Below are 21840 nucleotides of genomic sequence, written 5' to 3'. Positions count from 1 at the left end.
ACATGGAAACAGGACTGATCGCGCTCGGCGCCGGCCTGGCCGTCGGACTGGCCGCACTGGCCACCGGGTACGCCCAGGGCCGCATCGGAGCCGCCGCCATGGGCGCGCTGGCCGAGAAGCCAGAGCTGGCCGGCCGGGCGATCCTGCTGGTGGCGATCCCGGAAACGCTGGTCATTCTCGGCTTCGCGGTCGCCGCGATGGCGATCCTGCTTCTGGGTGGATGAGCGGGCCGCGATGGGACTCGTCGAGTTGATCAATGCCCTCGAGGCCGAAGCCGAGCAGGAGCTCGCCCGACGGCGCTCGGCGGTCGAAGCGGAGGTGGAGCGGATCGGCGCCGCCGCGGCAGCCGAGGCGTCCGAAATCATCGAACGCGCCGTCGTCGACGCCCGGGCCGCCGCCTCGGTCCGGGCCGAGCGTCAGCTGCTGACCACCCGCGCGCGGTCGGCAGCTCAGCTGCGGCGGGCACGTGAGGACGCGCTCGACGCGGTTCTCGAAGTGGTCCGCACCGAGCTCGACGGCATGCGGGATCGCCCCGGCTGGCCGTCGATCCTCGACGCCTCTCTGGGGGAGGCCGTCGCGGCGCTGCCCGCGGGCCAGCGAGTGCACGTCGACCCGCGGGACGCCGACGTCGTGCGGGATCTGCTGTTCCAGGCCGGCCGCACGGTAGGAATCGTGGCCGACCTGTCGTGCGCGGGAGGTGTCGTCGTGGCGGCAGACGGGCGGCGGGTGGACAACACGCTCGAGTCGCGGCTTGCGGCCGCATGGCCTCGGCTGCGCTCCGCGCTGGCGGCGTCCTGGGAGCCGACATGACGGCCCCAGACTTCATCCCCGGCAACACCCGGCTGCGGGCACGGCTGGCCGACCTCGTAAGTGACGAGCAGACGGCCGCCCTGGCCGACCGCACGCTGCCCGAGCTCACCGAGGCGCTGCGGTCCGTCGGCGTGGCCACCGGTGCGGCCAGCCAGGGTACGCCCCGGCCGGGCGAGGCGCGCCGCGCCGAGCTGCTGGCCGCCGTGGACCTGCGCCGCGACGGCCTTCTGCGCGCGGCGGCCGCGGCGTATCAGGGCGAGGCGCGCGAGCTTGTACAGGCGCTGTTCGACGAGGACGACCGTGCCGACCTGATCGCCCTGCTGCGAGCGGCCGCGGCGGGGGCACCGGCCGGGCCGGCGCTCAGCTCGGTGCGCGCGGTCGGCCGCTTCGACGAAGCCACGGTGCGTGACCTGGTGGCCGGCGAACCCGAGACGATCGTGGCGCGGCTGGTCGCCGGCCGGCTGCCCGACCCCGACACCGCCGGGGCGGTGGCGCGCGCCTGGGAGCGGTTCGCGCTGCACGCCGATCTGGCCGAGCTCGAGGCGTCCGTCGCCTACGCGCACGCCGACGCGACCCGGCGGCGGGTCGCCGCGCTGGGCGCGGTGGCGGCCCCGGTCGCCCACTACCTTGCACACCGTCGCGACGCCGTCAACCTCAGCGCCGCCGTCCGGCTGCGCGGCGCGGACTTCCCGGGTGAGGGGTTTCTGCCCGAGGGCACGGTACCGCTGGCCGGCTTGCGAGCCGTGGCGGCCGGCCGCGAAGTCGCCGCGGTCGCGCCGTCGCGCTGGCGCGCCGCCGCCGCGGCGGCCGAGCCGCGCGGGCCCGAGCCGCTCGCCCGCGCCCTCGACGACCTCGTCGAAGGCGCGGCGCGCGACCCCTCCTGGCGGGTGGAGCCGCTGGGCGCACGGGTGCCCGTCGCCTATGTCGCCAAGGTGCGTCACGAGGCCCGACAGCTGCGCCGCCTCGTCGTGCTCGCGCCCGACGACGCCGGGTACACCACACCGGCCCGCACCCGAGGAGGGGCCGCGGCATGACCGCCACGACCGACCCCGACCGCGTGCTGCGCGGCGATCTGCTCGTGGTGGCGCCCGGACTACTAGCGGCGGCGTTCCGCATCGCGGGAGTTCGCACCGTCCGCGCCGACGATGCCACCGCTGCGCAGGCCGCCGTGGACGGCGAGCTCGCCGCTCGTCCGGGCTCCGCCCTGGCTCCGGGCGTCGTCGCCGTCCACCACGCGCTCTGGGAGCGGTTGCCCGAAGCGGTGCGGCGTGGGTACGAGCAGCGGCTTACCCCGCTGGTCGTCACCCTGCCCGCCGACACCGGCCGCGAAGGCGTCGGCCGTGGCCAGCTGCTGCGCGAGCTGCTCGCGCGCTCCGTCGGATACGAAATCACGTTCACCAACCAGGGAGACTCCGCATGACCATCGCTACCGCCGACCCGCAGCGGGCCGGCTCCGGGCAGCAGGGCCACGTAGCCGGCGTGTCCGGACCGGTCGTCACCGTCGCCGGCCTGAGCGACGCCCGGATGTTCGACGTCCTGCGCATCGGCGCCGACCGGCTGATGGCCGAGGTCGTGCGGATCGACGGTTCCCACGTGCTCGCCCAGGTGGTCGAGGACACCGGCGGCCTGCGTGTCGGAGATTCGGTCGAGGGCACCGGGACCCCGCTGCGCGTGACGTTGGGCCCCGGACTGCTTGGCAGCATCATCGACGGCACCGGCCGACCCCTGAGCGTCATCGCCGAGCAGGCCGGCAGCCCGTTCATCCCCCGCGGCGCCGACCCGCCGCCGCTCGACACCGCGCGACGATGGGATTTCCGCCCCCGGATCACGCCGGGTGACCGGGTCAGCCCGGGTGATCTCCTGGGCGTGGTCGCGGAGACCGCCGCGCTGGAGCATCGGATCATCCTGCCGCCCCGACACCCAGGAGGCACGATCACCGCGGTGTCGACGGGTCCGGCCTCGATCGCCGACGCCGTGGTTCACGTCGACGGGTCACCGGTGGGCATGAGCCACACCTGGCCGGTGCGAGACCCCCGCCCGGTCACCGGCCGGCTGCCGTTGGACCAGCCGCTCGTCACCGGCCAGCGGGTACTGGACGTGCTGTTCCCCGTCGCGCTCGGCGGCGCGGCGGTGATCCCCGGCGGCTTCGGCACCGGCAAGACGATGACCGAGCAGGCGCTCGCCAAGCACGCCACCGCCGACGTCGTCGTGTACATCGGCTGCGGCGAGCGCGGCAACGAAATCGCCGAGGTGCTCGAGGAGTTCCCCCAGCTCACCGACCCCCGCACCGGGGCCCCGCTGATGGAGCGCACCGTCCTGATCGCCAACACCAGCAACATGCCGGTGGCGGCACGGGAGGCCAGCATCTACATCGGCATCACGATCGCAGAGTACTTCCGCGACCAGGGCTACGACGTCGCGCTGATGGCCGACAGCACCAGCAGGTGGGGTGAAGCCCTGCGCGAGGTCTCGACCCGGCTCGAGGAAATCCCCGCCGAGGACGGCTACCCGGCCTACCTTGCCGCGCGGCTGGCCGGCTTCTACGAGCGCGCCGGACGGGTGCGTTGCCTCGGCAGCGACGACCGGACCGGCTCGGTCACCGTCGTCGGCGCGGTGTCCCCGGCCGGCGGCGACTTCTCTGAGCCGATCACCCAGAACAGCCTGCGCCTGGCTGGCACGTTCTGGGCGCTGGATACCACCCTCGCGCGGCAGCGTCACTACCCGGCGGTGAATTGGACCCGCAGCTACTCGCAGTACGACCTGGGTCCATGGTTCGACCACCACGTCGCCTCGGACTGGTCGGCGCTGCGGGCATGGGCGCTGGCCGTGCTGCAGCAGGAAAGTTCGCTGTCTGACATCGTGGCCCTGCTGGGCGTCGAATCGCTGGCCCCCGAGCAGCGGATCGTGTTGCGAACCGGCCGCCTCCTCCGCGAGGACGTGCTGCAGCAGTCCTCCTTCGATGAGGTCGACGCGAGCTGCCCGCCGGAGAAAGCGGTCCTGCTGATGCGCGTCGTACGGGCCGCTGACGAGGCCATGCTCGCCGCACTCGCGCGGGGAGTGGCTGCCGAAACCGTCGTCGCCGCGCCCCTACTCGGTGAGCTAGCCGCGATGAAGCGCTGGCCGGTGGCCGCGGCAGCCGACGCGGCGACCGCCCTGATCGACCGCATCACCGCCGCCGCGGCGCAGCTCAGCATCGATTCCGACCCCGCCACCACGGGCGAAGCCCCGCCGGCGATCACACCCAACTCGTCCCCCGATGGAGGCCGGCCATGACACCCCTCGCCCCGCACCAACCCACCAAGGCCGATGGTGCCGACCCGCTGATGTCGGTCGAGTTCGACCGCGTCCGCCGCATCGCCGGTCCACTGATCGTGCTCGACGACGCGGACGGCCTGCGCTCGGGCGAGCTGGTCGACGTGCGCAACGGCGACGACGTTCGCCGCGGCCAGGTGCTGGTATTAGAGGGCTCGCGCGCCGTCATCCAGGTGCTCGGCGGCACCACCGGTCTGGGCACCGCCGCCACCACCGTCGCCTCGCGCGGCACCCCGGCCCGCACCGGCGTCGGGCTCGACTACCTCGGTCGCGTCCTTGACGGCACCGGGCAGCCCCGAGACGGCCAGCCCGAACCGATCGCCGAGGACTGGCGCGACATCGGGGGCCTACCGCTGAACCCGATCTCCCGTGCCCACCCCGACGACATGATCGAGACCGGGATCTCGGCCATCGACGGGCTGTTTACGCTGGTCCGGGGCCAGAAACTGCCCGTGTTCTCCGGCTACGGTCTGCCGGCCGACGAGCTGGCGGTGCGCATCGCCACTCAGTCGCGGGTGCCCGGCGACGCCGAAGACGCCGGGTTCGTCGTGGTGTTCGCCGCCATGGGCGTGACGCGGCGCACGGCCGATTTCTTCACCCAACGCCTCCGGGACGCCGGAGCGCTGGAACGCTCGGTGCTGCTGCTGAACCTGGCCGAGGACCCCGCTGTCGAGCGCATCCTCACCCCGCGGGTCGCGCTCACCCTGGCCGAGCACCTGGCATTCGACCACGGCCTGCACGTGCTGGCGGTGCTCACCGACATGACCAGCTATTGCGAGGCGCTGCGAGAGATCTCCGCGGCGCGCGAGGAGTTGCCCGGCCGGCGGGGATACCCCGGCTACACCTACACCGACCTCGCCACGCTCTACGAGCGCGCCGGCCGGGTGCACGGGCGACCGGGATCGTTGACGCAGCTGCCGATTCTGTCCATGCCCGACGACGACATCAGCCACCCCGTGCCCGACCTGACCGGCTACATCACCGAAGGGCAGATCGTGTTGTCCCGCAGCCTGGACCGCGACGGGGTCGACCCGCCCATCGATGTCCTGCCGTCGCTGTCGAGGCTGATGGGCAGCGGCATCGGCGCGGGCCGCACACGGGCCGACCACCGCCCCGTCGCCGACCAGATCTACGCGTGCCACGCCCGTGGCCTCGAGGTCCGCCGACTGCTGTCCATCGTGGGGGAGGCGGCGTTGTCTCCATCCGATCGGCGCTACCTAGCGTTCTCACGGCGGTTCGAGACCGAGGTCATCGGGCAGGGGGGCACCCGGCGCACGGTGATCGAGACCCTCGACGCGTTCTGGCAGCTGCTGTTGACGTTCGACGACGACGAGCTGCGCCGCATCCCGCCGACGCTGCTGCACGACCGCCGCGCCGGACGTGTCCACGACCCGGACCGCACGCCCACCGACCCAGAGGGGCCAACATCATGACCGCACTACCCACGGCGACCCCCGCCTCGGATCCGTACCGGCAGCTGGCGTCGGACGTCTCGGCCGCGCTGAGCGTCGATCCGGCCGTCGGCCTCTCCGAGGAAGAAGTTGGCAGCCGGCTCGCCCTCTACGGGCCCAACCAGCTGGCTGAGGCCGCCCGGCGCCCGGCGTTGCTGCGGTTTGCCGACCAGTTCCGCTCGGTGCTCATCCTCGTGCTGATCGCCGCCGCGGTGCTCGCGGGCGTGGTCGGCGACGTCAAGGACACGATCGTGATCACGGTGGTGCTGCTGATCAACGCCACCATCGGCTTCGTGATGGAAAACCGCGCCGAGCGCAGCCTCGACGCCCTGCGCGACATGCTCAGCCCGACCGCGCGGGTGCGGCGCTCGGGCCGGACCGCCGAGATCGACGCGAGCGAGCTCGTGCCCGGGGACCTGGTGCTGCTGGAGGCGGGCGACCGGGTGCCGGCCGACGGTCGGCTGCTCGTCGCCCAGTCCGTGGAAGTCGACGAGTCGGCGCTCACCGGCGAGTCGCAGCCGGTGGTCAAGGGAACCGCCGCCGTCGGCGCCGACGGCGGCACCGAGGTGCCGCTGGCCGAGCGCACCGACATGGCCTACATGAACACCACCTTGACCCGCGGCCGGGCGGAGCTGGTGGTGACGGCCACCGGCATGGCCACGGCGGTCGGCGGCATCGCCGGCATGCTTGCGCGCAGCACCGAACCGGCCAGCCCGCTGCAGATGCAGATCGACTCGGTCGGCAAGCGCATCGCCCTCATCGGTGGGATCGCCGTCGCGCTCTACGCGGGCCTGGCGTTCGCGCGCGGTGAGTCGCCGGCCGAGGTGGCGCTCAGCGCTGTGGCCCTAGCCGTTGCCACAGTGCCCGAAGGTCTGCCCGCCGTGCTCGCTCTGACGCTGGCCCTCGGCGTGGCGCGGATGGCGAAACAGGGCGCCATCGTCAAGCGGCTGGCATCGGTAGAGACCCTCGGCTCGGCCACCGTGGTCTGCAGCGACAAAACCGGCACGCTCACCCTCAATCAGATGACGGCTCGCGAGGTCGCCGCCCGCGGATGTCACTACCGCGTCGAAGGGGAGGGCTACCAGTCCGCCGGTGAGATCGTCGACGTCGACTCAGGCCGCCGCGGCTTGGCGGCCGCGGTCGTCATTCCCTTCGCGCTGTGCAGCGACGCCGTCGTGGCCGCTTCGGAGCCCGACCGGGAGGTCGCGGGGATCGTGGGGGACCCCACCGAGGGCGCGCTCGTGGTCCTGGCGGCAAAGGCCGGCATCGATGTCGAACGATTGCGGCGTGAGCACCGGCGCGTCGGGGAAGTGCCGTTCGACTCCGCCCGCAAGTGGATGGCCACCCTGCACGCGGAGCAGACGCGCGTGCGGGTGTACGCCAAGGGTGCCCCCGACGTCCTGCTGGCTCGCTGTTCCCACCTTGACGGCTTAGACGGTCCCATCCCACTCGACGAGGCCGCGCGGTCGGCCGTCCTCGCCGACATCGCCACCTTCGCCTCCCGAGGCCTGCGGGTCCTGGCTGCCGCTACCACATTGCTCGACGACGTCCCGGCCGAATCCGACGCTCTGGTCGACACCTTGACCGGGCTCACCTTCGTCGGCATCGTCGGCATCGCGGACCCGCCGCGGCCCGAGGCGCGCGAGGCGGTGGCCCGATGCCACCGCGCCGGCATCGCCGTCAAGATGATCACCGGCGACCACCGCGACACCGCGGCCGCAATCGCCGGCGAACTCGGCATCCCCGGCGACGTCGTCACCGGGGCCGACCTCGACCGCATGGGCGAAGCCGCGCTGCGTGAGCGCATCAGCGACATCGGTGTGTTCGCCCGGGTCGCGCCCGAACACAAGGTCATGATCATCGAAGCGCTCACGCGGACCGGACAGGTCGCGGCGATGACCGGCGACGGCGTCAACGACGCGGCGGCGTTGCGCACCGCCCACATCGGCGTGGCCATGGGCATCACCGGGACCGAGGTCACCAAAGAGGCCGGTGCAATGATCCTCGCCGACGACAATTTTGCCACCATCGTGGGAGCTGTGCGCGAAGGCCGGGCGATCTACGACAACGTCGTCAAGTTCATCCGCTTTCAGCTCTCCACGAACATCGGCGCCATCCTGTCGTTCCTCGGCGCGGCGGTCGCCGGGCTGCCGGCCCCGCTCGCGGCCATTCAGGTGCTTTGGGTCAACATCATCATGGACGGGCCGCCGGCGATCGCGCTGGGCGTCGACCCCGCGCGGCCGGGGCTGATGGGCGGGCCGCCTCGCCCCAGCGGGGAGCGGATCCTCAACCTGCGCCGCCTCGGCCGGATATTTCGGGCCGGTCTGGTGATGGCCGCCGGCACGCTGGGCCTGCTGGCATGGGCACGCGGCGAGTGGTCGCAGGAGGCAGCGCTCACGATGGCGTTCACCACCTTCGTCCTCTTCCAGTTCTTCAACGCGCTCAACGCACGCACCGAAAGCACTACCGTCTTCCGGCGTCAGACGTTCACCAACCGCTGGCTGTGGATCTCCTTCGGCGCGGTAGTGGCGCTGCAGGTCGCGATCGTGCAAATCCCACTTCTCGGCGTCGTGTTCGGGACCGTGCCGCTAGACACCGGTCAATGGCTGCTGTGCCTCGCCGTCGCCGCCACCGTGCTCATCGTCGAAGAACTGGTCAAGCTGGTCGCCCGATTGGCGCGCCGGAGTCGATGAACGTTGCGACGACAGACCGCTCACGCCGTGATCCGGGCGCAACGTTCGATCGGGCACAACTGACGGGATGGGTGCGTTCGTCATGGGCGCCTACTGGTTCGACATAGCGCTGATCGCAGCGCTGATGCTGCTCAACGGTCTCTTCGCGGGCAGCGAGATCGCCCTGCTCTCGCTGCGTGAAGGTCAACTTCGGCAACTGGAGCGCCGGGGCGGCCGCCGTGCACGCACGCTGGTGACACTCGCGCGCGATCCCAACCGGTTCCTCGCGACGATCCAAATCGGCATCACCTTGGCCGGTTACCTCGCCTCGGCCACAGCCGCGGTGACCCTGTCCAAGCCCCTGGTGCCTACGCTCGGTTTTCTGGGCAAGGCTGCCGAACCGGTGGCCATAGCACTGGTCACCATCGCGCTGGCGTTCGTCAACCTCGTCATCGGCGAACTCGCCCCAAAACGGGTGGCGATGCAAAACCCTCTGCGCTGGGCCCTACTCGTCGCCCGGCCGTTGGACGTATTGGCGTCGATGTCGCGCCCGCTGATCTGGTTCCTGAGCAGATCCACGGACGTCATTGTGCGACTGCTCGGCAGTGACCCCACCCTGGACAGGGAACAACCCACCCCCGAAGAGTTTCGTGATCTCGTAGCCGCCCAGCGCGGACTCAGCATCGACCAGCGGATGATGATCACCGGCGCGCTGGATATCCAACAGCGAGCTCTTCGCGACGTGGTGGTGCCACGCCCAGCGGTGCTGACGTTGTCCGCGGACATGCCCGTCGGCCGCGCGCGCACAACCCTCGCCGAATCGGGGCACTCCCGCGCCCCGGTGGTGGAGTCCGGCAATCTCGACGACGTCGTCGGCGTGGTGCATCTGCGCGATTTGCTCGCCCAGCACGGTACCGTGGCGCAGGCGGCGCGACCCGCGCTCGGTTTCCCCGACAGTATCCGGGTCTCCGAAGCGCTGCGTCGCTTCAAGGCCGAACGGGAGCAATTCGCCGTCGTCTTCGACGAGCACGGCGGCGTCGAAGGCATCGTCACCGTCGAGGACCTGCTCGAGGAGATCGTCGGCGAGATCTACGATGAAACCGACCGCGATATCCAGGCGGTGCAATTCATGCCCGACGGCGGCCTGATCTTACCGGGCACCTTCCCCGTCCATGACCTGCCCGACATCGGCGTCGACCTCAGCGACTCCCCGAGAGGCGACTACAGCAGCATCGCCGGGCTCGTTCTGGTCGTCCTGGGCCGTATCCCGACATGCCCCGGCGACCGAATCGAATTCACGAACTGGACCGTCGACGTCACCCGAACCTCGCGCCGCGCCATCACCCAAGTGCGACTCACCCCGCGGCCGAGGAACCGGTGAACGATCACACCGCAACGGAGTTCGGCTCTCGACACAGGGTGAGTCAAGGAAGATGAGGGCAGGATCGCGGTGCAGCCCCGATGCGGCCTTCGCTGAGCTGGTCACTGCTGAACACGCCGATCGTCTTGCATAGTCGAGGGCGCCGTCGTGTGACCAGTCGCCGTCCACTCGCCGCGCGAGTTGTCGGTGCAGCTCGCAGATGGGCCCCGGCAACGCTGGCCCCCGCCGGTAGACATCCCAGGGTCGTCGTGCCGCGTAGACTCGCATACGTGTTCGTCAGCCTGGACGGGCGGGCTCGCGGTAGACGCTTGGCGACGGGCGACGAGTTCGGGGCGTCGCCCCAGATGCCCCGCCGAGTCAACAGACCGACGCACCCCAGGGGCGGCGCTGCGGAGGTAGGCGGATCGGATCGGGTTGCGGCGTTAACCGGAATGCGGGCGGTCGCAGCCCTTTTCGTCGTGGGAACCCATGCGGCGTTTGCCACCGGTGAGTTGTCGCGCGGCTACCTCGGCCAAGTGTATGCACGCCTCGAAGTCGGCGTCGCCATCTTCTTCGTGTTGTCGGGGTTCCTGTTGTTCAGGCCGTGGATTCGCGCTGCGGCGGCGGGTTCAAAGGGCCCGACGGTTGCGCGTTACGCGCGGCGCCGGGTACGCCGCATCATGCCGGCATACGTGGTGACGGTATTGCTCGCCTTCGTCGTGTATTCGTTTTACTCGGCGGGCCCTAATCCCGGTCAGAGTTGGGCGGGCCTGATGCGCCACCTCACACTGACGCAGATCTACCCCGTCGACTACTTCGTGACCTCTCTTCACCTCGGTCTTTCGCAGACGTGGAGCTTGGCTGTGGAGGTGGCTTTCTACGCGACGTTGCCGCTACTGGCCTTCGTGCTCCTGGTGCTGCTGTGTCGCGGTCGGTGGCACCCGCGCCGACTGCTGGCCGGCCTGGGTGGGCTTGCCATCATCAGCCCCGTGTGGCTGGTCGTGCTCGAGACCACCGACTGGTTGCCGAACTCCGCGGGCATGTGGCTGCCCGCCCACGTGGGTTGCTTCGCTGGCGGAATGGCCTTGGCGACTTGGGAAGTCATGGGAGTGCGTTGTCGCTCGGCGATGCTGGTTCCGCTGGCGATGGTCGCGTTCCTCACCGTCGCGACGCCGATCGTCGGAGGCGCGGCGCTGGGGTCAGTTCGGTGGTGGCAACCGCTGACCAAGGGTGTGCTCTTTGCGGTCGTCGCCATGTTGGTGGTGGCGCCGCTGGCGCTTTGCGGCCCGGGGTGGTTCGCGCGTGCTCTGAGCACAAAGCCGATGGTGTGGCTGGGCGGCATCTCCTATGAGATCTTCCTGCTGCATGTTCTCGTCATGGCAGTCGTGTTCGAGGTGGTGCTGCGCTGGCCGGCGTTCACCGGCTCACTTGCCGGGTTGTTCGCCGTGACGCTTCTGTTCACTATTCCGCTGGCCTGGGCACTGCGTCGACTCACGGATCCACGGGCGAGTCTGCGGCGTCGAACCGCGCCAGCGAGTGACGCTGTCGCGCGTGCACAACTTGGGAAGCTGACGCCACCGGTCGGCGGCAGCACAAGCCCATTGCCGCGGATTACGCAGGGAGAGCCGAAGTGACCGGCCGGCTAGCAAGGGTCCGTGAGTTGGCGGCCGGCACGCCCGCCGAGCGCAACCGGTACGTCGATTTTCTGCGTGCGCTGTCGATCGTCGCGGTAGTGATTGGCCACTGGCTGGCTGTGGCGATCGTCATGGTCGACGGGCGCATCGAGGGCAGACACGTGCTGCAGGTCCTACCCGAGCTACAGCTGGCAACCTGGATCTTCCAGGTGATGGGTGTGTTCTTCGTCGTGGGCGGTTACGCAAACGCCGCCTCGTGGACCGCGGCGCAGCACGCTGGAACGGGGTACGGCTCCTGGTTGGCGAGCCGCGGCCTGCGCCTGCTGACACCGACTACGGTGTTCATCCTCATCGGTGCTGCCGTCGCGGCCGCGGCGCGGTTGGCCGGGCTCGATGCGGGACTGGTCCGGCTGGGCGCGTGGCTCATCGGAATATCGTTGTGGTTCCTCGCCGTTTACCTGGTCGTAGTGGCCATGACGCCCGTGATGTTGGCCGCGCATCGACGAGGGGGTCTGGTCGTGTGTCTGGGGCTGACCGCGCTCACCGCCGCGGGCGACGTGGCACGGCTTGCCACCAGCGAGGTCGCTTGGGCGGCGCAGAATTTCGTGATCGTCTGGCTCGTCGCTCACCAGTTGGGTTTCGCGTGGAGGGACGGCAGTCTCACTCGCACGCGGTGGCGGGTCGGGGCGCTGTTCGGGATCGGCCTCGTCGGCCTGGTCATGGCCACGACGGTGGGTCCTTATCCCGTCAGTATGGTGGCCTATCCCGGCGCTTCGCTGCAGAACACGTCGCCGCCGACACTGGCATTGCTTGCACTCATCGTCACGCAAACAGGACTCTTAATGTTGGTAGCGGGGCACTTTCGGGGCTGGCTCGACCGGCCGCGGGTGTGGGCGGCCACTATCGCGATCAACGGGATGATCATGTCGCTTTTCCTGTGGCACATGGTGCCCGTGGTAGCGGCTGCGCTGCTGTTGTATCCGACCGGCATCTTCCCGGGTTTCGACGTCGGCTCCGTCGAGTGGTTCGCTTTGCGCCCGGCGTGGCTGGCGGTTTGCGGTGTGCTGCTGGCCGGCCTGGTGGCGGTTTTCGGGCGGTTCGAGCGCCCGCCGCCGAACCGACCGTCGCCCGGATCACGGCGGTGGTCAGCCGCGGTGGCCGTGGCCGGTGCCGCGGCGGCCTGCCTGGGTATCGCCCAACTCACCGTTACCGGACTGCAGGGCACCGGCCCGCTGGGCCTACCGATCACGGCGCTTGGCACCTATGCCGTCGGCGTTCTCATGCTGGCATGGGTTGGCCACACCTCTACCGTGACATCTTTCGGTCGGGGGCGGTTGGGAAAACAGTCCGCCGTCGAGTGACTGCGACGCCGGTAGGCGGCCACTGCGGTAGCTTCATATCGCAGAGCGATAAGGCGCCACGTCTCGACGCAGCAAGTCGACGTTGATCCGGTCCGTAAGCCGGGTTCGGCGACGGCGCTGCAGACGCCCTGCAGGTCGCGGACCGAAACGATGCCGACCAGCGACCGTCGCCTTCGACGGGGATGTGGCGGATGTTGCGGTCCGTCCATCATCCGGATCGCTTCCTCGTTGACGGTGGCGTCGGGCGCGCACCGCACCAAGTTGGTGCTCGCGGTGTTCAAGGCACGCACGAAGGCGGACTCCTTGCCGGCCGCCCTCGGGTCCGGCCCCACCACGACCGCCCCGGCGTTATGTCCGTGATTGCTCTCTGGCCACATCCTCCACCGTGGTGTGGTCGCCAACTCGCATTACCGACTCGCCGACGACCGTAGCGATTGTAATGGAGCCTGCCTTTTCATGTGTCTATGGTCCGCTCTCTGCTTCTGCGGTGCGGGCTGATCTCGACTTGTCGCCAGCCGACCGAAGGCGCGCAACGGAAAGTACGAAAACGACTTCGGGTAGCGTTATTCATGGAATGGGGTAACTCGTCGCGATGACTTCGTCGCGACGGCGCCTTCGTAGAGTACGTACGGCGTCGGGCGACAACGGTTCGGGGCTATCTGCGCCGCTGGTGGAGGAAGACCTCGAAACTGACCGCGGGCTCGTCGCCGGTTTTCGGTCGCGAACGGCGTCGTTATGTCAACAGCCGCTCTTAGCGAATCTGTCTCAGCCGGTACGCATCTGGACGAGTCCAGCATAGCTTTGGCACCGTTGCTGGTGGCCGTTTGGGCCGACAACGTCGGCTTGGCGGAGGTCCAGGGCGACCAAGCTGCTGGGCGTGCGGCCGCTTCCCGTCGCGCGCTCATCGTGGCTGCGGTTATTGCCGCCGATCGTTATTGCCGGCCGTCGACGCACGCGGTGGCCGTTCAGAGCCGGGCTCCACTCATCCGGCAGGTCAAGCGGGCGGCGGGTGCGATCTGCAGCGCTTGGCGCTTCGCTGGTCGCCGTCGTGCCTATCATCGCACTGTATGCCGTCACCCAGCGGCGCCAGAAGCGCGTTACGCGGCGACTGGAGGGGCCCTGCCGGACCTTGGGCGCTGAGCTGCATCCGACCGGGCCGTTCGCAAAGTCCTCTGTGTGTCGCTCACCCGCACGGTTCTGACGAACCGCCCGTTCGCTTCATCGAGTCCAGCGCGTGAAACGTCGACTTGTAGGTGTGTCACAGCACGGTGAGTTGGTTGGAGCCGTAGCGTGCCGACACTCGCGCCAACCGCCCCGGCTACTTCATCTGAACCCATCCACCGCATTGACCGGCCCATCCTGCCCGGCGGGCTGCTCACACCCGGGCCGGGCAGCGAAACAGGACGTGCCACGATGCGGTGGTCTCGTGCTCGCCTCGGCTCCGGCGGTTAAACGGTCGGCTTGCGGCACCCGCGCCCGATCGAACTGGCCGGCTTCCAGCGTCGCTGCCATCATCGCGCCGTGAATATTGCAACTATGACTGACGACGAACACCGATTGAGGTCACCCAAGGTTTCAGCTGAGAACGCTGATGAGTTCTCCGACGGTGTGGCTGGACTCCAATGGGTGACGAAGTCGGCCGCGGGGATTGACCGCGTAAACGTTGCGCCGCCCCTCCCTGGACTTGGACAGATATCGGTCCTCGATCAGATCGGCCAGAATCGCCTGCACCGAGCGTTCGGTGATGCCGATGCGCATGCTTAACTCGCGGGCCGTCAACGACTCACCCTGCGCCAAGCAGAGCAGCACGTGGGCATGGTTGGTCAGAAAAGTCCATCCGCGCGTCCCGACGCTGCTGGCTGCTGGCGCACCTGCGGCACTAGGCCGCTTGCGCGGTGCCGCGACCTTCCGGGGTTGTTTCGAGGTAGCCATCGCAGCCCTCACTGTACAACACTATTCGCGTATCGCGTTTCGTTAAACGAGGTCGGCCCTCTCCGCGTCATTCCCGGTCGTCCGTCGGTGCCATCGGTGCTGCGTCGGGGGCGTGCGCGGGCCGGTTGCGGGTGCTGGCAGGCTCCAGGCGATCGAACCACTCAGAGTCACGACGATGACCGACAGCGTCAGTGGGATGGGCAGCTTACCTATCGGGGTCTCGGATGCAATGAGCTTCACACCGGCGAAGGCCAGCAGCACCGCTAATCCGTAATTGCAGATGAACGAAGCGCCGCAGCAGCCCCGAGGCAGAAGTACAGGCTTCGCAGGCCCAGCACGGCGAATGCGTTGGCGGTCCACACGATGAAGGTGCTGTTTGTGATCGCCAGGACTGCAGCCACCGAGTCGATCGCGAAGATGAGGTCGCTGGCCTCGACGGCCACCAGCACGACGAACAATAGCGTCGCGACGCGTTTGCCGTTGACGCGAGTGAACAACCGGTCCCCGTGTGGCGGGGATCGGTGGAAATCACCCGCCGGACCAGCCGGACCATCAGATTGCGTTCGGGTTGGAGATCCTGGTCGTGTTTGAAGGCCATCTTGTCGGCGGTGTAGATCAGGAACGCGCCGAAGAGGTACGCCGTCCAGAAGAAGGTCGGCAGCAGCTCGGCTCCGACGAAGATGAAGCACGCCATCCTCCTTGCCTTGTATCCGAACCTTTGAACAGACCGAAAACGTAGGCGAGAGTTGGCGTTGCCCGCGCCAGAGGCAGGTCAGGGCACCCACGGATCAGTCAGGAGAGCCCGTTTTAGTCCGCCGGGTTCGAAGCAGACTGGCGACGGTGGTGACCACCAGCACGCCTCCGATGACCGACAGCGATGTGGCCGTGGTGATCTCGGGGACCTTGACGTGCGCGCCGCCGTTTATGAACGACAGGGTGTTCTCGTGCAGGGCGTGCAGGACGAGTTTGACCCCAATGAAGGCCAGGATGAGCGACAGCCCGTAGGACAGGTAGATGAGCCGGTCGAGCAGTCCGCCGATCAGGAAGAACAGCTGCCGCAGCCCCATCAGCGCAAACGCGTTGGCGGTGAACACGATGTAGGGCTCTTCGGTGAGCCCGTAGATCGCCGGGATGGAGTCAAGGGCGAACAGCAGGTCGGTGAAGCCGATCGCCACCAGCGCCAACAACATCGGCGTGACCATCCGCTTGCCGTCGACCTTGGTGACCAGCTTGTCGCCGTCGTAGACGTCGGTCGTCGGCACAAAGCGGCGCACCAGGCCGACGATCCTGTTGTCGCGCTTCTCTTCGATCTCGCGCTCATGGCCGCTTTCGCGGGCCAGCTTGTAGGCCGTGTAGATCAGGAATACGCCGAAGATGTAGAACACCCAGCTGAACGCGCTGATGGCGGCCGCGCCGATGGCGATGAAGGCACCGCGCATGATCAGGGCTATCACGATCCCGATCAGCAGCACCTTCTGCTGGTACTCCCGTGGCACCGCGAAGGAGGACATGATGATGGTGAATACGAAAAGGTTGTCCACCGACAGCGCTTTTTCGGTGATGTAGCCGGCGAAGTATTCGCCGCCGAATGTCCCGCCCCACTTCCAGATCACCAACAAGCCGAAAGCGACTGCCAGGGAAATATAGAATGTTGACCAGAACGCGGACTCACGGAATGTCGGTTCGTGTGGTACGCGAACGTGCGTCAGGAAGTCGAACACGAACAGGCCGATAATCACCGCACAGGTGATCAGCCAGACCAGTGCGGAGACGTCCATGGCTAGCCACAGTAGCTGTCGCGGTTCTGAACGCTGTGTCAGACCCGGGGACCCGGGGGGGTCCGGGCGACGCTGCCGCGCCGCGCAGTGAAGCAGGCGAGCCAAGACACGCAGACGGTCGCGAAAGCGGCTCCCTGCACCACGCCGACCGCGCTGGCCGGATAGAGCACGCCGGTGAGGTAGTGGTCGATGAAGCCCTGCGAGGGAAGGCGGGCTGGCTGAATCCGAAGGTCATGCGGTGCAGCACGCGCAGCTTCGTGTTCGTTGACTCCACCAGAGCGTTCGAGAGGTTGTTGAGCATGGCGGCTTCGATGCCCTTGATGTTCCGCTTGATCTTCCGCGCGAGCTCGACGAAGGCGGGGATACGGCACCGGGCCGCCCAGAGGAGCCACTCGTCGAGCATGGTGAGGGCGAGCACGCCCTTGGTCCGGATGGCGATCCGGAGCCTCCCTCGCCTGGCGGGCGGTGAGGTCCTCGGGGTTGCGCCACAGGGCATAGCGACACCCCTTCAGCTGCCTGGCGTGGGTGCTAATGCCTGCCTTTCTCGCCTCGTTCCACACCTCTGAGTGTGGTCACCTGATCTGGCACCACTTTGGCCGTCGTTCTGCACGAATGTTGGCCCCGTTGGGGTGGTGATCATTCCCTGTCGGGTGGGGTGCGGTGTGTCGTCATCAATGTTGGACCCACCCTCGTTCAGATCGTTCCTGTCGCCCGTCGTCCCCGACGGTCGTCACGGAGGTCGGTCAGGATGCGGTCACGCGTGGAACTGTTCGAGCAGATCATGGAGAGACCTGCGGCTCGATGAGCTGTCGATCCGTGAGTTGGCGGATCGGCATGGCGTGCATCGTCGGACGGTTCGGCAGGCACTCGCGGACGCGGTCCCGCCGCCGCGGCGGGTGTATCCGGTGCGTCCCCGCCCGGCGATCGACGGGTGGGTGACGGTGATCGACGCCTGGCTGATGGAAGACAAGGACGCTCCGCGCAAGCAACGCCATACCGCCCGGCGGATCTGACAGCGGCTGGTCGCCGAGCACCAGGCCACGCTCTCGGAGGTGACGGTGTCGCGTTACGTCGCGCGTCGTCGGGTCGAATTGGGGCTGCTGACCCGCGAGGTGTCGATCCCGCCGACGCATCTGGCCGGAGCCGAGGCCGAGGTCGACTTCGGCGAGTTCTACGCGACGATCGCCGGGTTGGTGGTGAAGTGCTGGATGTTCGTGATGCGACTGTCGCACTCGGGCAAAGCGTTTCACGTCGCGTTCGCCACCCAGGCTCAGGAAGCGTTCCTGGAGGGCCACGTGCTGGCCTTCGCGTACTTCGGCGTGCCGGGCCGGATTCGGTACGACAACCTCAAACCCGCCGTCATCAGGGTCGTCAAGGGCCGTGACCGCACCGAGTCCGAACGGTTCACCGCGCTGCGCAGCCACTACGGGTTCGACTCGTTCTTCTGCCGCCCAGGCATCGACGGCGCCCACGAGAAGGGCGGCGTGGAGGGCGAGATCGGCCGCTTCCGGCGGCGCCATCTCGTTCCGGTCCCCGCGGTCGCCTCCCTGGCAGAGCTGAATGATCTGATCGCCGCCGCCGACCTGCTCGACGACGACCGGGTGATCACCGGGCGCCCGATCACGATCGGGGCGGCGTTCGCCCTGGAGGCGCCAACTCTGATGGCACTTCCGGTCGAGGCGTTCGACTGCGCCCGGCTGCTGAACGCGCGGGTCGACAATCGGGCCAGAGTGTCTGTGCGGCAATGCTTCTACTCCGTGCCGGCCCGCTACGCCGGGCGACGCCTACCGGTGCGCCTGGCCGCCCGGACCGTCGAGGTCTACGACGGGCCCCGGCTGGTGGCCCACCACGAGCGGGCGGTCGGACGGTTCGTCGAGGTCCTGTGCCTGGATCACTACCTCGAGGTCCTCAAGACCAAACCCGGCGGCCTGCCCGGGGCCACCGCACAAAGAACCACCACCACGCACGCCGATGGTCGTCTGGGGCAATGATGTGTTAAAGCGTTCACGGCCGTCTGGCAGGTGTAACTGTCGTGCGGCCAAATAGCCGTTCAAGTCGCGTTTGGCATATCCCGCCCAGCGGGTGCCGGTGCCGATGGCGATGGCGATGGTCGGCGAGGACCGCAGAGGTGTCGAGCAGTGACCCCGCCCGATGACCCACATCGTTGCAAGGGCCACTGGTCCCCGACTGCAGTTGCCAGAGAGAGCGGTCAACGGTTGCCGTGGCCGCTAGACCATCAACACCGCGGCGCCCGACATCCGGCCTGCGCTCAAGTCGCTCAGCGCGACGTCGGCCCGGTCCAGCGCGTACTGCGGAGTGGTGACGTCGAGGTGGTGCTCACCGGCGAACGCCAGGAATTCGCGTGCGTCGGCGCGGGTGTTCGACGTCACCGAGCGCACTTGGCGCTCCTGGAACAAGTGGCGTTGATAGTTGAGCGTCGGGATGTCGCTGAGGTGGATTCCCGCGATCGCCAGGGTGCCGCCGCGGTCCAGGGCCTCGAGCGCCGGAAGAACCAGATCACCCACGGGGGCGAAGAGTATCGCCGCGTCGAGGGGCACCGGCGGTCGATCATCGGCGCCCTGTGCCGACGCGGCGCCGAGGGCCAACGCCAACTCCTGGGCTTCGCGACCCCGAGTCATCACGTGGACCTCCGCGCCGAGCGCAAGCGCCACCTGCGCGGTGATGTGTGCGCTTCCGCCAAAGCCGTAGATGCCGAGCTTGCCACGCGGGGGCAGGTCCGCGCGCAGCAGGGACCGATAGCCGATGATGCCTGCACACAGCAGCGGGGCGAGCTCGCCGTCGGAGTAGCCCGGCGGCAAACGGTGCACGTAGTCCGCAGGCGCGGTGACGAATTCGGCGTATCCGCCGTCGGCATCCCAACCGGTGTAGCGCGACTCCGGGCACAGATTCTCATGACCGCGCACGCAGAAGCGGCAACGTCCACAGGTGTGCCGCAACCACGCGACTCCCACCCGGTCACCCGCTGCGAACTCTGCGGCGACCCCGGGCCCGGTCGACACCACTTCGCCGACCACTTCGTGGCCCGGCGTGACGTGCGGACGGTGCACCGGCAAATCACCCTCGGTGACGTGCAGGTCGGTACGGCAAACGCCACAAGCCCGCACGGCGACGAGAACCTCACCGACACCGGGCTCCTTCACGCGATCGGTGACGAGTTCGAGTGGGCGGGTGCTCATCGCCCCCGGGGTTCGCACGCGCCATGCACGCATTGTCCGACCGGTCATCACTGCGTCGTTCTCCATGGCGCCGATCCCGCTGACGGCCGTGCTCAAGCTGGAGGCGTTTGGGTGAGAAAGGCCTCATACATGGTGTCGTCGGCCATCAGACCGTCTGTGTAGAGCTCGAGTGCCGGCATGATCATGTCTCTGGCGTAGTCGCGCAGCACCGTGCCCATGTCCGTTGGGGTCTGGTGCATTTGGAGGTAGAGCAGGAAACCTCCGCCTCCGTTCATGGCGAGAAAGCGGGCGCGGGCCTTCGGATCGCGGCTGGGCTTGATGGTTCCCTTTGCAACCGCGGTTTCGAGGTATGTCTCGGCGTTCTCGATCATCTCGCGCATCAAGGTGTGACCCAGCTCGTCACCTGCATGCAGCGAGCGCACCAGGTAGGACATCGTCGGTGCGAACGACTCGATCCGAGCGATCTGGGTGAACCAGATGCCGGGATCGTGGGTGCTCAGCGCCTTGGTCTTCGCGGTGCGAATGGACGACAGCACGTACTTGTCGCACGCGGCGCGCAGGCCATTGATGGATCCGAACAGATCGCTCAGGGTCGACACGTCCACGTCTAGTGCAATCGAGATCTCCAGCATCGACTGGTCGAAGCCGAACTTCCCGAAGTGCTCGATCGCCTCGGCGCGGAGCCGATCGAGCAGCGTGGGCTCGTCGCGAACTGTGGGCATGGTGTCCTCCAGGAAGAGCTCGACAACCCTGAGTGCTGATCGAGGGCAATCCGTCAAGTTCACCCTGACCAGCATCCGAACCAGTAGGGCCCTTCGGCCTGATTCGCGCGCCGAAGGGCCGGACACGCCTCAGTCGCACGCGCCCTCGGCGCCGAAGGCCCTCTTCTTGAAGGACCAAGGTCACCTGTCGTTCAGAGGTGCTGACGGCGGCCGGCCCGAGTCGTAATTTGGGTGCACATGGCCGAATTCTTGCGCAACAGCGATGCGTTCACGTGGGCGATGGAAAGTGATCCTCGATTGCGTTCCACCGTCGTCACGGTGATAGTGCTCGACCGATCTCCGGATTGGGACGAGGTGCGCCATCGCTTCGACCTCATCTCGCGCAAGGTGCCGATGGTGCGTCAGCGGGTCGTGGCGTCTCCACCTCCCGCGCCGCCACGGTGGGAGTTCGCCCCGGACTTCGACCTCGACTTTCACATGCGCAGGGTCACTGCGTCCGCGCCGGGCACGTTCGACACGGTGTTGGAGATGGCCCGAGTCGCCGCGATGGAAGACTTCGACAGGGCGCGGCCGCTCTGGGAGGCCACGTTGATCGATGGCCTCGAAAATGGCGCCGCGGCAATGGTCCTCAAGTTTCACCACGCTCTCACTGACGGTGTCGGAGGTATCCAGATCGGAATGCTCCTCTTCGACCTGACCGCGGTCGCCGAGAAGTCCGGACCGTCGGCAGACTTGCCCGAAGTGCACCCGACGCCATGGCTCAGCGGCTACCGGGACACCGCGTGGTATGACGCCCGCTTGGTGGGCAACGCGGTGACGGGCACGTTGAAGACCGCCCCGAAGCTGATCTCCAACGGGCTGCTGCGGCCGCTACGAACCATTTCTGCCGCTGCCGAGACGGCGGCGTCCCTGTACCGGACCGTGCGTCCGGTGAACCGGACGGGTTCGCCGCTGATGAGCAAGCGCAGCCTGACTCGACGTCTCGACGTGATGGAGGTCCCCCTCAAGCAGCTCCGGGAGGCCGCCCACCGCGGCGGCGGCGGGTTGAACGACGCGTTCGTCGCAGGCGTGGCCGGTGGTCTGCGTCTCTACCACGACAGGCACGGCGTCACGGTCGGCGATCTTCATCTCACGATGCCGATGAACCTGCGTGAAGACGGCGACGAGATGGGTGGCAACCGGATCACCTTGATGCGATTCGACGTGCCGGTCGGCGTCGTCGATCCCAGTCAACGGATCCGCCAGATCCACGAGAAAACCCGAAGGGTGCGCCAGGAGAAGTCGGTGCCCTACACGCAGTGGATCGCCGGGGCTCTCAACATGATGCCGCGCTGGTACATCGGCTCGATCCTGCGCCATGTCGATTTCCTGTGCAGCGACGTGCCGGGAATCCTGGTGCCCGTGTTCCTCGGCGGTGCCAGAGTGGTGACCCAGTACGGGTTCGGTCCGACGGTCGGCGCGGCTGTCAACGTCACGCTTCTCACCTATGTGGACGTGTGCACGCTGGGCATCGACGTGGATACCGGCGCAATCCCCGACTACGACGTGTTCGCCGAGTGCCTCGTCGAGGGTTTCGACGAGGTGCTTGCGCTCGCGTCGGCTCCTGCCTGA

Annotated in this window: 19 protein-coding genes; 13 read left to right on the top strand and 6 right to left on the bottom strand. The window is 68.1% G+C overall.

Annotation, left to right across the window (positions count from 1 at the left end):
- Positions 1-2: 2 nt before the first annotated feature.
- The 10 genes from VET27_RS17545 to VET27_RS17500 all read left to right on the top strand — a co-directional run bounded on the left by VET27_RS17545 (position 3) and on the right by VET27_RS17500 (position 12600).
- Positions 3-224: a V/A-type ATP synthase subunit gene (locus VET27_RS17545; protein ID WP_526520376.1), complete on the top strand. Its 222-nt coding sequence runs from the start codon at positions 3-5 to the stop codon at positions 222-224.
- The gene (locus VET27_RS17540) at positions 217-810 is read left to right on the top strand and encodes a V-type ATP synthase subunit E (protein WP_526520374.1); all 594 of its coding nucleotides are present in this window, start codon (positions 217-219) and stop codon (positions 808-810) included. Before VET27_RS17545 ends, VET27_RS17540 begins: the two co-directional genes overlap by 8 nt.
- The gene (locus VET27_RS17535; RefSeq protein WP_526520372.1) at positions 807-1844 is read left to right on the top strand and encodes a V-type ATPase subunit; all 1038 of its coding nucleotides are present in this window, start codon (positions 807-809) and stop codon (positions 1842-1844) included. Before VET27_RS17540 ends, VET27_RS17535 begins: the two co-directional genes overlap by 4 nt.
- On the top strand, positions 1841-2230 hold the full coding sequence (locus VET27_RS17530; RefSeq protein ID WP_526520370.1) for a V-type ATP synthase subunit F: 390 nt from the start codon (positions 1841-1843) through the stop codon (positions 2228-2230). The genes VET27_RS17535 and VET27_RS17530 overlap by 4 nt, the downstream gene beginning before the upstream one ends.
- Entirely contained in the window at positions 2227-4083 is a 1857-nt protein-coding gene (locus VET27_RS17525; protein ID WP_526520368.1) for a V-type ATP synthase subunit A, read from the top strand. The genes VET27_RS17530 and VET27_RS17525 overlap by 4 nt, the downstream gene beginning before the upstream one ends.
- Positions 4080-5555 (top strand): V-type ATP synthase subunit B, encoded by a 1476-nt coding sequence (locus tag VET27_RS17520; RefSeq protein ID WP_526520366.1) that lies wholly within the window; start codon positions 4080-4082, stop codon positions 5553-5555. Before VET27_RS17525 ends, VET27_RS17520 begins: the two co-directional genes overlap by 4 nt.
- Positions 5552-8266, top strand: a complete 2715-nt coding sequence (locus tag VET27_RS17515; protein WP_526520364.1) for a cation-translocating P-type ATPase — start codon at positions 5552-5554, stop codon at positions 8264-8266. The genes VET27_RS17520 and VET27_RS17515 overlap by 4 nt, the downstream gene beginning before the upstream one ends.
- A 67-nt stretch (positions 8267-8333) precedes the next feature.
- Complete coding sequence (locus VET27_RS17510) at positions 8334-9626, top strand: CNNM domain-containing protein (RefSeq protein WP_526520362.1); 1293 nt, start codon at positions 8334-8336, stop codon at positions 9624-9626.
- 344 nt (positions 9627-9970) lie between these two features.
- Positions 9971-11239, top strand: a complete 1269-nt coding sequence (locus tag VET27_RS17505) for an acyltransferase family protein (RefSeq protein ID WP_526520394.1) — start codon at positions 9971-9973, stop codon at positions 11237-11239.
- Positions 11236-12600, top strand: coding sequence for an acyltransferase family protein (locus VET27_RS17500; RefSeq protein ID WP_526520360.1), 1365 nt, complete (start codon positions 11236-11238; stop codon positions 12598-12600). Before VET27_RS17505 ends, VET27_RS17500 begins: the two co-directional genes overlap by 4 nt.
- A 1575-nt stretch (positions 12601-14175) precedes the next feature.
- On the opposite strand, the gene VET27_RS17495 is transcribed toward VET27_RS17500, so the two are convergent.
- The 4 genes from VET27_RS17495 to VET27_RS17480 form a co-directional block, all read right to left on the bottom strand.
- Positions 14176-14532 (bottom strand): helix-turn-helix transcriptional regulator, encoded by a 357-nt coding sequence (locus VET27_RS17495; protein ID WP_526520358.1) that lies wholly within the window; start codon positions 14530-14532, stop codon positions 14176-14178.
- A gap of 263 nt (positions 14533-14795) precedes the next feature.
- On the bottom strand, positions 14796-15029 hold the full coding sequence (locus tag VET27_RS17490) for a TerC family protein (protein ID WP_526520356.1): 234 nt from the start codon (positions 15027-15029) through the stop codon (positions 14796-14798).
- A gap of 291 nt (positions 15030-15320) precedes the next feature.
- Positions 15321-16310: a TerC family protein gene (locus VET27_RS17485; RefSeq protein ID WP_526520354.1), complete on the bottom strand. Its 990-nt coding sequence runs from the start codon at positions 16308-16310 to the stop codon at positions 15321-15323.
- Positions 16201-16806, bottom strand: coding sequence for a transposase (locus tag VET27_RS17480; protein ID WP_526520352.1), 606 nt, complete (start codon positions 16804-16806; stop codon positions 16201-16203). Before VET27_RS17480 ends, VET27_RS17485 begins: the two co-directional genes overlap by 110 nt.
- Positions 16807-17131: 325 nt before the next feature.
- Here VET27_RS17480 and VET27_RS17475 point away from each other — a divergent pair, with 325 nt between their 5' ends.
- Together VET27_RS17475 and VET27_RS17470 are read left to right on the top strand one after the other, a co-directional pair.
- Entirely contained in the window at positions 17132-17323 is a 192-nt protein-coding gene (locus tag VET27_RS17475) for a hypothetical protein (protein WP_526520350.1), read from the top strand.
- 39 nt (positions 17324-17362) lie between these two features.
- A complete protein-coding gene (locus VET27_RS17470) occupies positions 17363-18301 on the top strand; it encodes an IS21/IS408/IS1162 family transposase (protein ID WP_526520348.1) in 939 nt (312 codons plus the stop codon).
- A 237-nt stretch (positions 18302-18538) separates the two neighbouring features.
- Here the strand turns inward: VET27_RS17470 and VET27_RS17465 are convergent, their stop codons facing one another.
- Together VET27_RS17465 and VET27_RS17460 are read right to left on the bottom strand one after the other, a co-directional pair.
- A complete protein-coding gene (locus tag VET27_RS17465) occupies positions 18539-19555 on the bottom strand; it encodes a zinc-binding alcohol dehydrogenase family protein (protein WP_526520392.1) in 1017 nt (338 codons plus the stop codon).
- 44 nt (positions 19556-19599) lie between these two features.
- Complete coding sequence (locus VET27_RS17460; RefSeq protein ID WP_526520346.1) at positions 19600-20229, bottom strand: TetR/AcrR family transcriptional regulator; 630 nt, start codon at positions 20227-20229, stop codon at positions 19600-19602.
- Positions 20230-20466: 237 nt separating this feature from the next.
- Between VET27_RS17460 and VET27_RS17455 the strand changes: the two genes are divergently transcribed.
- Positions 20467-21840, top strand: a complete 1374-nt coding sequence (locus VET27_RS17455; protein ID WP_526520344.1) for a wax ester/triacylglycerol synthase domain-containing protein — start codon at positions 20467-20469, stop codon at positions 21838-21840.

Origin of the sequence: Mycobacterium sp. (assembly GCF_035633495.1) — a bacterium.
Classification (GTDB): domain Bacteria; phylum Actinomycetota; class Actinomycetes; order Mycobacteriales; family Mycobacteriaceae; genus Mycobacterium.
Note: the sequence above shows the minus strand (reverse complement) of the source record. Positions and strands in the feature narration are given on the sequence as shown.

Excerpts from the sequence above, each read along its gene's own strand:
- VET27_RS17545 (WP_526520376.1), top strand. The coding sequence starts at position 3 with ATGGAAACAGGACTGATCGCGCTCGGCGCCGGCCTGGCCGTCGGACTG.
- VET27_RS17535 (WP_526520372.1), top strand. The coding sequence starts at position 807 with ATGACGGCCCCAGACTTCATCCCCGGCAACACCCGGCTGCGGGCACGG.
- VET27_RS17530 (WP_526520370.1), top strand. The coding sequence starts at position 1,841 with ATGACCGCCACGACCGACCCCGACCGCGTGCTGCGCGGCGATCTGCTC.
- VET27_RS17525 (WP_526520368.1), top strand. The coding sequence starts at position 2,227 with ATGACCATCGCTACCGCCGACCCGCAGCGGGCCGGCTCCGGGCAGCAG.
- VET27_RS17520 (WP_526520366.1), top strand. The coding sequence starts at position 4,080 with ATGACACCCCTCGCCCCGCACCAACCCACCAAGGCCGATGGTGCCGAC.
- VET27_RS17515 (WP_526520364.1), top strand. The coding sequence starts at position 5,552 with ATGACCGCACTACCCACGGCGACCCCCGCCTCGGATCCGTACCGGCAG.
- VET27_RS17510 (WP_526520362.1), top strand. The coding sequence starts at position 8,334 with ATGGGTGCGTTCGTCATGGGCGCCTACTGGTTCGACATAGCGCTGATC.
- VET27_RS17505 (WP_526520394.1), top strand. The coding sequence starts at position 9,971 with ATGCCCCGCCGAGTCAACAGACCGACGCACCCCAGGGGCGGCGCTGCG.
- VET27_RS17495 (WP_526520358.1), bottom strand. The coding sequence starts at position 14,532 with ATGGCTACCTCGAAACAACCCCGGAAGGTCGCGGCACCGCGCAAGCGG.
- VET27_RS17485 (WP_526520354.1), bottom strand. The coding sequence starts at position 16,310 with ATGGACGTCTCCGCACTGGTCTGGCTGATCACCTGTGCGGTGATTATC.
- VET27_RS17480 (WP_526520352.1), bottom strand. The coding sequence starts at position 16,806 with ATGCCCTGTGGCGCAACCCCGAGGACCTCACCGCCCGCCAGGCGAGGG.
- VET27_RS17465 (WP_526520392.1), bottom strand. The coding sequence starts at position 19,555 with ATGACCGGTCGGACAATGCGTGCATGGCGCGTGCGAACCCCGGGGGCG.
- VET27_RS17460 (WP_526520346.1), bottom strand. The coding sequence starts at position 20,229 with ATGCCCACAGTTCGCGACGAGCCCACGCTGCTCGATCGGCTCCGCGCC.
- VET27_RS17455 (WP_526520344.1), top strand. The coding sequence starts at position 20,467 with ATGGCCGAATTCTTGCGCAACAGCGATGCGTTCACGTGGGCGATGGAA.